This window comes from Pseudomonas sp. MWU12-3103b (genome assembly GCF_023100615.1).
Taxonomy (GTDB): domain Bacteria; phylum Pseudomonadota; class Gammaproteobacteria; order Pseudomonadales; family Pseudomonadaceae; genus Aquipseudomonas; species Aquipseudomonas putida_A.
On the sequence record NZ_JALMEY010000013.1, the window covers coordinates 55,613 to 67,840 of the forward strand.

The 12,228-nt window shown below is 61.0% G+C and carries 12 protein-coding genes; 11 read left to right on the forward strand and 1 reads right to left on the reverse strand.

Annotated elements, in window-relative coordinates; translation table 11 throughout:
- The first annotated feature begins 114 nt into the window (after positions 1–114).
- The 4 genes from M0808_RS19675 (at position 115) to M0808_RS19690 (ending at position 5,565) form a co-directional block, all read left to right on the forward strand.
- Positions 115–1,113, forward strand: coding sequence for an AAA family ATPase (locus M0808_RS19675; protein ID WP_247842188.1), 999 nt, complete (start codon positions 115–117; stop codon positions 1,111–1,113).
- On the forward strand, positions 1,041–1,772 hold the full coding sequence (locus tag M0808_RS19680) for a VWA domain-containing protein (protein ID WP_247842189.1): 732 nt from the start codon (positions 1,041–1,043) through the stop codon (positions 1,770–1,772). The genes M0808_RS19675 and M0808_RS19680 overlap by 73 nt, the downstream gene beginning before the upstream one ends.
- 172 nt (positions 1,773–1,944) lie before the next feature.
- On the forward strand, positions 1,945–3,591 hold the full coding sequence (locus M0808_RS19685) for a phospholipase D-like domain-containing protein (protein ID WP_247842190.1): 1,647 nt from the start codon (positions 1,945–1,947) through the stop codon (positions 3,589–3,591).
- Positions 3,592–4,005: 414 nt separating this feature from the next.
- Positions 4,006–5,565 carry a TerC family protein gene (locus tag M0808_RS19690; protein ID WP_247842191.1) on the forward strand — a complete coding sequence of 520 codons (1,560 nt, stop codon included), beginning with the start codon at positions 4,006–4,008 and terminating at the stop codon, positions 5,563–5,565.
- A gap of 166 nt (positions 5,566–5,731) precedes the next feature.
- Here M0808_RS19690 and M0808_RS19695 read toward each other — a convergent pair whose 3' ends face one another.
- Positions 5,732–6,160 (reverse strand): thioredoxin family protein, encoded by a 429-nt coding sequence (locus M0808_RS19695; protein WP_247842192.1) that lies wholly within the window; start codon positions 6,158–6,160, stop codon positions 5,732–5,734.
- Between the two features lie 337 nt (positions 6,161–6,497).
- On the opposite strand from M0808_RS19695, the gene M0808_RS19700 reads away from it, so the two are divergent.
- From M0808_RS19700 to M0808_RS19730, 7 genes are all read left to right on the forward strand, one after another.
- Positions 6,498–7,346, forward strand: a complete 849-nt coding sequence (locus M0808_RS19700) for a transporter substrate-binding domain-containing protein (RefSeq protein WP_098964184.1) — start codon at positions 6,498–6,500, stop codon at positions 7,344–7,346.
- A 51-nt stretch (positions 7,347–7,397) separates the two neighbouring features.
- Complete coding sequence (locus M0808_RS19705) at positions 7,398–8,060, forward strand: amino acid ABC transporter permease (RefSeq protein WP_003225455.1); 663 nt, start codon at positions 7,398–7,400, stop codon at positions 8,058–8,060.
- Between the two features lie 9 nt (positions 8,061–8,069).
- Complete coding sequence (locus M0808_RS19710) at positions 8,070–8,732, forward strand: amino acid ABC transporter permease (protein WP_007965124.1); 663 nt, start codon at positions 8,070–8,072, stop codon at positions 8,730–8,732.
- The gene (locus tag M0808_RS19715; RefSeq protein ID WP_097087296.1) at positions 8,729–9,526 is read left to right on the forward strand and encodes an amino acid ABC transporter ATP-binding protein; all 798 of its coding nucleotides are present in this window, start codon (positions 8,729–8,731) and stop codon (positions 9,524–9,526) included. The genes M0808_RS19710 and M0808_RS19715 overlap by 4 nt, the downstream gene beginning before the upstream one ends.
- Before the next feature lie 30 nt (positions 9,527–9,556).
- Entirely contained in the window at positions 9,557–9,946 is a 390-nt protein-coding gene (locus tag M0808_RS19720) for a RidA family protein (RefSeq protein ID WP_016984340.1), read from the forward strand.
- 212 nt (positions 9,947–10,158) lie between these two features.
- Complete coding sequence (locus tag M0808_RS19725; protein WP_027612656.1) at positions 10,159–10,923, forward strand: IclR family transcriptional regulator; 765 nt, start codon at positions 10,159–10,161, stop codon at positions 10,921–10,923.
- Between the two features lie 39 nt (positions 10,924–10,962).
- On the forward strand, positions 10,963–12,177 hold the full coding sequence (locus tag M0808_RS19730) for an amino acid deaminase (RefSeq protein ID WP_247842193.1): 1,215 nt from the start codon (positions 10,963–10,965) through the stop codon (positions 12,175–12,177).
- The last annotated feature ends 51 nt before the right edge of the window (positions 12,178–12,228 follow it).

Below are 12,228 nucleotides of genomic sequence, written 5' to 3' on the forward strand. Positions count from 1 at the left end.
TGCTCGCGATAGCGGTGTATCAGCCAACCTATTTGTCGCTGACCCACCGCTATCGCGAGCAGGCTCACTCCTACATTGAAATGAATTCACACCGACCATGACCGAGTATTGAAGATGACCGACACCCCGCATTTCCCGCTCTCCGCCGTGGTCGGCGCCGATGACCTGAAACTCGCGCTGTGCCTTACTGCCATCGACCCGAAAATCGGTGGCGTGCTGATCGAAGGCCCGCGCGGCATGGCCAAATCGACCCTGGCCCGTGGCCTCGCTGATCTGTTGGCGAGCGGGCAGTTCGTCACGCTGCCGCTGGGCGCTACCGAAGAGCGTCTGGTCGGCACCCTCGATCTCGACGCGGCGCTGAGCGCGGGTCGTGCGCAGTTTTCTCCCGGTGTTTTGGCCAAGGCTGACGGCGGTGTGCTGTACGTCGATGAAGTGAACCTGCTGCCCGATCATCTGGTGGATCTGCTGCTCGATGTGGCAGCCAGTGGCACCAACCTGATCGAGCGCGACGGTATTTCCCATCGGCATTCGGCGCGATTTGTATTGATCGGCACGATGAACCCGGAAGAGGGCGAATTGCGGCCACAGCTGCTTGACCGTTTCGGCCTGAACGTCGCCCTCAGCGGCCACACCGCGCCAACCGAACGCGGGCAGATCATCCGCCGCCGACTGGATTTCGACAGCGATCCACAGGCGTTCTGCGCGCAGTGGGAAGCCCGGCAGCAAGCGCTGCGCGAGCGCTGCGAACAGGCGCGCATCGCCTTGGCGAGCATTGCGCTGGACGACGACGCGTTGGCGAGCATCACCGAGCGTTGCTTTGCGGCGGGTGTCGATGGCTTGCGTGCCGATCTTGTCTGGCTGCGCGCCGCCCGTGCGCACGCGGCCTGGCGCGGCGCTGCAGTGATTGCCGAGCAGGACATCGATGCCGTGGCGGAATTTGCCCTACGGCACCGCCGTCGTGAATCGTCTTCTTCCAGCCCTCAGCCACCCGCGCAGAACCCGGCCAGTAGCCAGGCCGAACCGAGCGAAGGGCAGGGCCAGTGGGGCGATATGCCCGCCCCGGCACTGGCCACTGGCGCTCGCCGCGAAGTGCCGAGCTGGCCAAAAAAGTAACCGGCATTCGTCCCCGATCCGCCGCGGGGACGAATGCCAGACCCCGCGCCGGACGCCTCGACCACGGACGCCAGGGCCAGCGCCACGCTGCGCGCAGCGGCCTGGTGAACTGGCCGGGCACGCTGCTCAATGGTCGGCCGCAGACTCGTGAAGATCTGCAGTTCCAGTTGCGTACTCGAACTCCCCATGAGCTGTGGCTGGTGATCGTTGATGCCTCGGCTTCAACGCGTCGGCATCAGGCGCTGAGCGATGCCAAGGGGTTGCTCGCGCAATTGTTCGATGATGCTTATCGGCAGCGTGCGCGGCTGGCCCTGCTGACCGCCAGCGGCAGCGCGCCGAAATGGCAGGTGCAAGGTCTGAAAGCATCGAGTGGCTTGCGCACCTGGCTGGAGGCGTTGGGGGCGGGCGGCGGGACGCCGTTGGTGGCGGCATTGACGCAGGCACAGCAATGGCTGGTCCAGCGACAAAAGCGCTTCCCGGCCGAGCAGCAGCGCTTGCTGGTGGTCACGGATGGGCGTTTGAAAGCCTTACCGTCGATGCCGCCGCTGGAGTGTCCGGGATTGTTGATCGACATTGAGCGCGGGCCCATCCGATTGGCACGGGCGCGGGAATTAGCGGCGGCGCTGAGTGCGGAATATCGGCATATCGATGATGTGTGAAGTCTGAGCGGGCCTCTTCGCGAGCAGGCTCGCTCCCACAAGGAATGTGAACGCTGCTTTACCTGTGGGAGCGAGCTTGCTCGCGAAGAGGCCACCTCGGTTCAAACGGATATCATCAAAACTTGCAGCGCTGCTCTATGCTCCACCCCAGCCCAATCACAAGGAGTGAATCATGCGGGTACTGGTCGCCAATCCTCAGGACGATTTTCGCGTCAAAGCCTACGCCGGCACCAACGGCGTGTTGCTCGCCATGGACCTCGCCGAGCCCCGACGCAAAGGCCTGCTTGGGTTTGCCATCGAGAAGCAGCAAGGTGACAGGCCGTGGTTGTTCCTGTTCAACAGCCTGACATTTCCCGGCAAGGCGCACACCTTCCCCCAGTATCACGCCACGCCCAGCGATAAAGCGCCGCTGCAGAAATTCCGCTGGGCCGATTACGCGGTTAATCCGGGCACGACGATGCACTATCGCGTGCATCTGGCCTACGGCACGGCGGATGCACCGCAACTGGGCGAATCACTGGAGCTGAGCATCACCAGTGACGATGGTCATCCGGCCAACCAGAGCGTGATATTCAACCGTGCTGTGGCCGCCAGTCAGGCCTTCCAGCGCAAGTTTCCCGACCTTGACGCGCAGATCAGCGCCAACAAGAACTTGCCCATCGAGGCCTGGCCCGACGCGGCGCGCCTGTGGCTGGAGAACGGACTGCTGGAGCGATTGCTGGGCTTTATCGAACGTGCGGTGGACGCGCAGTGGGCGCTGGACATCGCGATCTACGAGTATCAATTGCAGGCGATCATCGACGCTGTAAATGCGGCATTTGCCCGTGGGGTTCAGGTGCGCGTTCTGTATCACGCTCAGCCTGATGATCCCGATACGACCCTGAACGAAACGAACCTTGCCAAATTGCCGGCGGCGAACAAACGCGGCCGGGTCACCCATAACATCTTTCACGACAAATTCATTGTTCTCAGCCGTGTCGATGGCGCGGGTCAGCGGCAACCGCAGGCGGTGCTGTGCGGCAGCACCAATTTCACCGCCAATGGCGTGTATCGCCAGGCCAACGTGGTGCATACGCTCGACGACGTGACGATTGCCACGCGTTATTTGCAAGTGTTCGAAGAGGTCTGGGCCAACCCCGCCGACGTCGCTGCGACGCGCAGCTGGATCACCGAGCACAACCCGATGGACCCAACACAGGCGCTGTTCGCCGGGTTCTCGCCACGCAGCGGTGGTGGCGATTTGCGTGAGTTTGTCGAGATCATCGAGGCGGCGAAAAAGGACGTGTTGTTCGTCACCGCGTTCACCTTGCCGGACGCGATCCTCAACGCGCTGCTCGGCAAACCGCATGACGACATCCTGCGTTACGGCCTGCAAAATACCGCGAGCAGCATCACCGGATTTCATGCCGACCGCACCGCCGAATTCGCTGCCACAGCTTTGCTCAACACCGGGCTGGAAGGCTGGCTGAAGGAAAACATGAAAGGCCAGAAGGGCAACCTGCTGGTGCACACCAAAGCCGTGATCACCGACTTCACCACCGATGCGCCGACCATCATCAGCGGCAGTCACAACCTCAGTACGTCAGCCAGTAACGGCAATGACGAGAACTTTCTGATCATTCATGGCGACACCGATCTGGCTGATCGCTATGGCCTGGAGTTGCTGCGGTTTTATGAGCATTACCGCTTTCGCTATTTCGCGAAAAAACTCGAGCTCAAGCAGGTGAGTCCGCTGGCGGTGGATGACAGCTGGACCAACGATTATTACGTAGAGGGGGATTTGCGCCAGTTGTCACGGTTACGCTTTGCCGGACGATGATGTGGCGTGTTTGATGACCCCTTCGCGAGCAAGCCCGCTCCCACATTGGCCCCTCTTTGAACTCAGAACTTGCGTCCGACGAATAACCCCTGTGGGAGCGGGCTTGCTCGCGAAAGGGCCAACAGGAAAAACACATTTATTTTGCTCTTACAGATTTTGAAATGATTTGCCGCTGTAGAAAATGTGCCCTGAGCCTGTACGCTCCAAGGCCATTTTTCATTCAGGATTTGCATGAACACCCTCTTGGAGCCTCCCAGTCGTACCTTCTCCTCGCGCCATGGCGCGGTCTTGACGTACTCGCAGCATCCGGTTTTCCGACTCCCGACTATCGTTGACAACGCGGCTTCAGAGCCTTCGCGTTGCACTTTGCCGTGCCCGGCAGCCTGAATTCACTGAAGAGAGATCGAGACATTTATGGAATGGTTAGCGGATCCCACGGCCTGGTTAGGCTTGTTGACTCTGATCGTGCTGGAACTGGTGCTGGGTATCGACAACCTGGTGTTCATCGCGATCCTGGCGGACAAACTGCCGCCGCATCAGCGCGATCGCGCGCGGATCATCGGCCTGTCGTTGGCGCTGATCATGCGTCTGGGCCTGTTGGCGAGTATTTCCTGGCTGGTCACCCTCACGCAGCCGTTGTTCGAGGTATTCGACAAGAGCTTCTCCGGCCGTGACCTGATCATGCTGTTCGGTGGTGTGTTCCTGCTGTTCAAGGCGACGATGGAGCTGCACGAACGACTCGAAGGCCACGTCGGCCAGCGCTCGACCAACGCCGCTTACGCGCTGTTCTGGCCAATCGTCGCGCAGATCGTGGTGCTCGACGCGGTGTTCTCGCTGGACGCGGTAATCACCGCCGTCGGCATGGTTGATGAACTGGCGGTGATGATGATCGCGGTGATCATTTCCATCGGCCTGATGATCGTCGCCAGCAAGCCGCTGACCCGCTTCGTCAATGCGCACCCGACGGTGATCATGCTGTGTCTGGGCTTCCTGATGATGATCGGTTTTGCCCTGACCGCCGAAGGCCTGGGCTTCCACATCCCGAAAGGCTATCTGTACGCGGCGATTGGTTTCTCGATCCTGATCGAGGTGTTCAACCAGATCGCCCGGGCCCGGCGCAAACGTTCGATGCAAGGCCTGCGCCCCATACGTGAGCGCACGGCCCACGCGGTAATGCGTCTGCTCGGCGGGCGCAAGCTGGAGGCGGAGGAGGTCGGCGAGGAAATCTCTGACCTGCTGGATGACGGCGAAGCCCCGAGTGCGGAGCTGTTCGACCGCCGCGAGCGAGTGATGATCAGTGGTGTGCTGCAACTGGCCGAGCGGCCGATTCGGAACCTGATGACCGTACGTGCGGATGTCGACACCATCGATCTGGCCGACGACGCCGAAACGATTCGCACAAAATTGATGCACTCGTCGTATTCGCGTCTGCCGCTGATTCGCGACGGCGCGGTGGATGAGCCGCTGGGCTTCGTGCACAAGAAGGAATTGCTCAAGGAATACCTGGCCGGTGCCGAGCCGAACCTGGAGCACCTGGCGCGCAAGACCATCAACCTGCTCGACAGCTATTCGATCCTCAATGCGCTGGAGCAAATGCGCGCGGCGTCGACCCACATCGCCTTCGTGGTCAACGAGTTCGGTGACTTCGTCGGCGTGTTGACCATGACCGACATCCTCGAATCGATTGCCGGCGAACTGCCCGATGCCAGCGAAATCGAAGGCCCGGACGTGATCGAGGAGCAGGGCGGTTTTGTCGTCAGCGGCGCATTGAATCTGACGCGTGTTCGCCAGCGCACCGGGTTTGGCGCCGAACCGACCGAGGACTATCAGACCCTGGCCGGACTGGTGATGAGCCTGCTGGATCGCTTGCCGATGATCGGCGATCGGCTGCAGTACGCAGGCTGGCAAATGACCGTCAAAGCCGTTGAGGAACGACGGGTGACGCAGGTGTTGCTGGTGCGCGATTCTGCGTAAGGCAGCAGCCTTGCGCTGACGGTGCCGGCCCCTTCGCGGGCAAGCCCGCTCCCACAGTGCACGCGTCGTACACGAAATGTGTGAACAACGTTGACCCCTGTGGGAGCGGGCTTGCCCGCGAAAGCGATGTGTCAGACGCCGCAACGATTACGGGAAATGCACTGCCTCAAATCACCCGCCGATGCGCACGCGTGATTGTGCAGAGCCTGCTCAATGTGCGGCGCAACCACGGCAGGTCATGCCTTGGTTTCTGCTGCACCACCGGTGCCCTGGTCCTGCCGATATGCCGGGCAAAGTCCGCCGCCAGTGTTTCCTCCGTGCCAATCCCTTTGAGCTTCTTCAGCAACCTGCCGTTCTTGTAGAACAGCACGGTAGGCGTTCCGGTAACCAGCGGATGGCGTGGCGACTCGCTGGTGTTAAGCATGTAGATGTTGGCGCGATGACGGTACGGCTCGGCCACCTCACGAAACACCGGCCCGGCCCATTCGCAGGCGGGGCAGTGTTCGTTGGCGAAGTACAGGATCACCGGTCGCCAGGTTTTCAGGGCTTTGCGGTAGGTAGCAGGCAGGGCTGAAAAGCGAGTTGACGAGCTCATCGAAACCTTCTTGGAGAAGTGATCTAGCCGCTGCTGACGCTAATCCCATGGGCGGTTTTCTTCTACTGTCAGAGTTGACAGTAGACCGTGCGCGTTTTCGGTGAGTGCGCACTCAAATGTGGCCCGAGTACCCGAGCGATGTGGCCCACGGTAGCGCCTGAGAAAATCCGCAGCGAGTAACACCTCCCTGATGCTTTTCGCATCTCCTTGATTCCGAAAACAATTCAACCCACTACAGATTCCCCGCGATTCCTATGGCACACTTTCTGCTGTCTATTCCGTAGTAACAAACCGTGTTCCGGTATAGCGGAATAAACATCATCCTGGAGTGCTTGCCATGCATCGCCGTCCTTCGTTGTTCAAAGCGTGTGTTTTCGTTCTTGCGGCTTCGTCCGCTGTGATGGGCATGGCCCAGGCAGCCGATAGCAAGCTCGACAGTGTTCTGGCCCGGGGCAAGCTGATTGTCGGCACCGGCAGCACCAATGCGCCGTGGCACTTTCAGGGGGCGGACGGCAAGTTGCAGGGCTTTGATATCGACATCGCCAGGATGGTGGCCAAAGGACTGTTCAATGACCCAAGCAAAGTCGAGTTCGTCGTGCAGTCGTCCGACGCGCGAATTCCCAATCTGCTGACCGACAAGGTCGACATGAGCTGCCAGTTCATCACCGTTACCGCCAGCCGTGCGCAACAAGTGGCGTTCACCCTGCCGTACTACCGCGAAGGTGTCGGCCTGCTGCTGCCGGCCAACAGCAAGTACAAGGAAATCGAAGACCTGCAGGCGGCCGGTGACAGCGTTACTGTGGCCGTGCTGCAAAACGTCTATGCCGAAGAATTGGTGCATCAGGCGCTGCCCAAGGCCAAGGTCGATCAGTACGACAGTGTCGATCTGATGTATCAGGCGGTGAACTCCGGCCGTGCCGATGCCGCGGCTACCGATCAGTCGTCGGTCAAATACCTGATGGTGCAGAACCCCGGCCGCTACCGCAGCCCAACCTACGCGTGGAGCCCGCAGACCTACGCCTGCGCGGTCAAACGCGGCGATCAGGACTGGCTGAACTTCGTCAACACCACTCTGCATGAAGCCATGACCGGCGTTGAGTTCCCGACTTACGCGGCATCCTTCAAGCAATGGTTCGGTGTCGACCTGCCGTCGCCGGCGATCGGTTTCCCTGTCGAATTCAAATGATCCCGTGAGAGTGGGGCGCCTGCACGCGCCCCGCTCAAGGTACTGCTGACCATGAACTATCAGTTGAACTTTGCTGCCGTGTGGCGCGATTTCGACACCTTGCTCGCGGGGCTCGGTCTGGGTCTTGAACTGGCGCTGGTGTCGATCGCCATCGGCTGCGTGATCGGCCTGCTGATGGCGTTTGCCTTGCTCTCGAAGCATCGCGCCTTGCGGGTGCTGGCCTCGGTGTACGTCACGGTGGTGCGTAACACGCCGATTCTGGTGTTGATTCTGTTGATCTACTTTGCCTTGCCGAGCCTGGGTATCCGGCTGGACAAGATCCCGTCGTTCATCATCACGCTGTCGCTGTATGCCGGTGCCTATCTGACCGAAGTGTTCCGTGGCGGCTTGCTGAGCATTCCCAAGGGCCAGCGCGAAGCGGGGCTGGCGATCGGACTCGGTGAGTGGCAGGTCAAGGCCTACGTCACCGTGCCGGTGATGCTGCGCAACGTGTTGCCGGCGCTGTCGAACAACTTCATCTCGCTGTTCAAGGACACCTCGCTGGCCGCCGCGATTGCGGTGCCGGAGCTGACCTATTACGCGCGCAAGATCAACGTCGAGAGCTACCGGGTGATCGAAACCTGGCTGGTGACCACGGCGTTGTATGTCGCCGCCTGTTACCTCATTGCCATGCTGCTGCGTTACCTCGAGCAGCGTCTGGCGATCCGCCGATAGGAGGCTGCGATGTACGAATCTCCCAGTTGGTTGCATGAATTGTGGGTAGCACGCGAGACGTTGCTGCAAGGGTTCCTGACCAGTGTGCAGGTGTCGGCGCTGGCGATTCTGTTCGGCACACTGCTCGGGGTTGTCACCGGTCTGGTGCTGACTTACGGCAAGTTCTGGATGCGCGCGCCATTCCGCTTTTATGTCGACATTATTCGCGGCACGCCGGTGTTTGTATTGGTGCTGGCCTGCTTCTACATGGCGCCGGCGTTGGGCTGGCAGATCAGCGCGTTTCAGGCCGGTGCGCTGGGCCTGACGCTGTTCTGCGGCTCGCACGTCGCCGAGATCGTGCGCGGTGCCTTGCAGGCCTTGCCACGCGGGCAGATGGAAGCGAGCAAGGCGATCGGCCTGACGTTTTATCAATCCCTCGGTTACGTGCTGTTGCCCCAGGCGTTGCGGCAAATCCTGCCGACCTGGGTCAACTCGTCCACCGAAATCGTCAAGGCTTCGACCTTGCTCTCGGTGATCGGCGTTGCCGAACTACTGCTCAGCACCCAACAGATCATCGCCCGGACCTTCATGACTCTGGAGTTCTACCTGTTCGCCGGTTTTCTGTTCTTCGTCATCAACTACGGCATCGAATTACTCGGCCGGCATATTGAAAAGCGGGTGGCCCTGCCATGACTCAAGCTCAAGTTTCCAACGTTCAGAACGCTCAGCCGCTGCTGGACATCCGTGGCCTGCACAAGCAGTACGGCGCGGTCGAAGTGCTCAAGGGTGTCGACCTGAGCATGCAGCGCGGCAACGTCGTAACGCTGATCGGCTCCAGCGGTTCGGGCAAGACCACGTTGCTGCGCTGCGTGAACATGCTCGAAGAGTTTCAGGGCGGGCAGATCCTGCTCGACGGCGAGTCCATCGGCTATGACGAGGTTGGCGGTAAACGTGTGCGTCACGCGGAAAAGGTCATCGCCCGTCATCGTGCCATGACCGGCATGGCCTTCCAGCAATTCAACCTGTTTCCGCACCTGACGGCGTTGCAGAACGTCACCCTCGGTCTGCTCAAGGTGAAGAAAATGCACAAGGACCAAGCCGTGGTGCTGGCCGAGAAATGGCTGGAGCGGGTCGGTCTGCTGGAGCGGCGCAATCACTTCCCCGGGCAGTTGTCCGGCGGTCAGCAACAGCGTGTGGCGATTGCCCGGGCGATTGCGATGAACCCGAGCCTGATGCTGTTTGACGAAGTCACCTCGGCCCTCGATCCGGAGCTGGTCGGTGAAGTGCTGAACGTGATCAAGGGCCTGGCCGAAGACGGCATGACCATGTTGCTGGTGACCCACGAAATGCGTTTCGCCTTCGAAGTTTCGGACAAGATCGTGTTCATGAATCAGGGGCGGATCGAAGAGCAGGGGCCTCCCAAAGAACTGTTCGAACGCCCGCAATCGCCGCGTCTGGCCGAGTTTCTCAAGAGCACGCGGTTCTAATTTTTTGTTTTGTCATCAGGAGAAGTACCCATGAGCATTACTCGATACGGCACCGGCAGCACCGCCGCTGGCGGTCAGCCACGTCCCTTCGCGCGCGCGGTTGAGGCGGATGGCTGGCTGCACGTGTCCGGCCAGGTGCCGGCGGTGGATGGCGAGATCATCGTTGGCGGCATCGTCGAGCAAACCCACCAGACCATGAAGAACCTGATCGCGATTCTCGAAGAGGCCGGTTACGGCCTGGAAGATGTGGTGCGCGCTGGCGTATGGCTGGATGATCCACGGGATTTCAGCAGTTTCAACAAGGTTTTCGGCGAGTACTTCAAACCTGAACACGCTCCGGCACGGGCCTGTGTCCAGGCGAGCATGATGGTCGATTGCAAGGTCGAGATCGACTGCATCGCTTACAAGAAAAAGGTTTGAGTAAAAGGCTCTCCCTCACCCTAACCCTCTCCCGGAGGGAGAGGGGACTGATCCCTATCGATACTGAGTCTGGTGTATATCAGTTCTTTTTGCATCGATCCGGTCAGGCTCCCTCTCCCTCCGGGAGAGGGCGGGGGGTGAGGGCCTCGATCCAACTGACACAACACCTCAGGCCAGTTACCATCCCGGCACTTCTTATGGGAACCACTGACATGACCGAAGACACCATCAAACGCCGGGCCCGTGGTCTGGACCGGGCGTTCGATATCCTCGATTTCCTCAAGGAGATCGGCCAGCCGTTGCGTCCGAACGACATCGCCAATGGCATCGGCAGCCCGAAATCCACGGTCTACGAACTGGTGGCGTCGCTGCTGGAACGACGGATTCTGGAGCCGGTGGGCAAGGACGGTCACGTCTATCTGGGGCGCCAGTTGTACTTCCTCGGGCAGGCGCACCTGCGCCATTTCGACCTCAGTCGCGAGGCCGATCACGCCTTGCAGGAAATCGTCAGCCAGACCCGGGAAACCGCGCAAATGTGCCTGCTCAACGGACGCAAATACACGGTGGCGCTGATGAAGGAGGGCGAGCGGCATTTCCGCATTTCGTCCGACATCGGCGAAAACGCGCCGATCCCGTGGACCGCGTCCGGACGCTTGCTGCTGGCGCACCTGAGTGATCAGCAGATCATCGACCTGATCGACGAAGACGACTACATCCTGCCCGATGGCGAGCGCCTGCCGCTGGAACGCTTTCTGGCGGAGATCCGCCAGGCCGGCATCGACGGATTCTTCTCGTTCGACAGCGTGGCCGACACCTTCACCCATTGCTTCGCCGCGCCGGTCAAAGACCCCAGCGGCGTGGCCATTTGCACCCTGTGCATCGTCGCCCCACGGGCCGATGCGAAGAACAATTACGACGACTATCGCCGGGTGCTGATCGAGAGCGCCAACAGCCTCGCCCGGCGCATCAACGAATAACTGCGGCTGCCTGCGGCCGCGACAGTGAGGAGTTCAAGCATGACGACTGCTATCAATACCGCTGTGGAAAAGGGCGACGCCGCCATCGGTGCGCACCTTGTGCGCGACGTCAGCCTGCCGGCGCTGGTGCTGCACCGCGAGGCGCTGGAGCACAACATTCGCTGGATGCAGAAGTTCGTCAGCGACAGCGGCGCCGAGCTCGCGCCCCACGGCAAGACCAGCATGACCCCGGCGCTGTTCCAGCGTCAGCTCGACGCTGGCGCGTGGGGCATCACCCTTGCCAGCGCCACCCAGACCCGCGCCGCATACGCCCACGGTGTACGCCGGGTGCTGATGGCCAACCAACTGGTCGGCACGCCGAACATGGCGCTGATCGCCGATCTGCTGGCCGATGTCGATTTCGATTTCTACTGCATGGTCGATCACCCGGACAACGTCGCCGATCTCGGCGCCTACTTCGCCTCGCGCAGAGTGAAGTTGAATGTGATGATCGAGTACGGCGTGGTCGGTGGCCGCTGCGGTTGCCGCAGCGAGCAAGAAGTCATCGCGCTGGCCCAGGCGATCAACGCGCAACCGGCGCTGGCCCTGACCGGTATCGAGGGTTACGAAGGGGTGATCCACGGTGATCACGCGGTTAGCGGCATTCGTGAATTCGCCGCGTCGCTGGTGCGCCTGGCGGTGCAGTTGCAGGACAGCGGCGCGTTTGCCATTGCCAAGCCGATCATCACCGCCTCGGGTTCGGCGTGGTACGACCTGATCGCCGAGTCGTTCGAAGCGCAGAACGCCAGCGGACGCTTCCTCAGCGTGCTGCGCCCGGGCAGTTATGTCGCCCACGATCATGGCATCTACAAGGAAGCGCAGTGCTGCGTGCTGGATCGTCGCAGTGATCTGCACGAAGGATTGCGCCCGGCGCTGGAAGTCTGGGCCCACGTGCAATCGCTGCCGGAGCCGGGTTTTGCGGTGATCGCCCTCGGCAAACGCGATGTGGCATTCGATGCCGGCCTGCCGGTGCCGTTGCTGCGGTACAAGGCCGGTGTGGTGCCGGCGGTCGGCGATGACGTTAGTGCGTGCAAAGTGACGGCGGTGATGGACCAGCATGCGTTCATGAGCGTGGCGCCGGGGATTGAGCTGCGGGTGGGCGATATCATTTCCTTCGGCACCTCGCACCCGTGTCTGACGTTCGACAAGTGGCGGGTGGGGTTGCTGGTGGATGAGCAGTTGGCGGTGGTCGAAAGCATGGAGACTTGTTTCTAAGGCTTGAGACCGCGTTGCGGCCATTCGCGAGCAGGCTCGCTCCCACAAGGG

Bases quoted from the DNA above. Each gene is read 5' to 3' on its own strand.
- M0808_RS19675 (WP_247842188.1), top strand. From the start codon at position 115: ATGACCGACACCCCGCATTTCCCGCTCTCCGCCGTGGTCGGCGCCGAT.
- M0808_RS19685 (WP_247842190.1), top strand. From the start codon at position 1,945: ATGCGGGTACTGGTCGCCAATCCTCAGGACGATTTTCGCGTCAAAGCC.
- M0808_RS19690 (WP_247842191.1), top strand. From the start codon at position 4,006: ATGGAATGGTTAGCGGATCCCACGGCCTGGTTAGGCTTGTTGACTCTG.
- M0808_RS19695 (WP_247842192.1), bottom strand. From the start codon at position 6,160: ATGAGCTCGTCAACTCGCTTTTCAGCCCTGCCTGCTACCTACCGCAAA.
- M0808_RS19700 (WP_098964184.1), top strand. From the start codon at position 6,498: ATGCATCGCCGTCCTTCGTTGTTCAAAGCGTGTGTTTTCGTTCTTGCG.
- M0808_RS19705 (WP_003225455.1), top strand. From the start codon at position 7,398: ATGAACTATCAGTTGAACTTTGCTGCCGTGTGGCGCGATTTCGACACC.
- M0808_RS19710 (WP_007965124.1), top strand. From the start codon at position 8,070: ATGTACGAATCTCCCAGTTGGTTGCATGAATTGTGGGTAGCACGCGAG.
- M0808_RS19715 (WP_097087296.1), top strand. From the start codon at position 8,729: ATGACTCAAGCTCAAGTTTCCAACGTTCAGAACGCTCAGCCGCTGCTG.
- M0808_RS19720 (WP_016984340.1), top strand. From the start codon at position 9,557: ATGAGCATTACTCGATACGGCACCGGCAGCACCGCCGCTGGCGGTCAG.
- M0808_RS19725 (WP_027612656.1), top strand. From the start codon at position 10,159: ATGACCGAAGACACCATCAAACGCCGGGCCCGTGGTCTGGACCGGGCG.
- M0808_RS19730 (WP_247842193.1), top strand. From the start codon at position 10,963: ATGACGACTGCTATCAATACCGCTGTGGAAAAGGGCGACGCCGCCATC.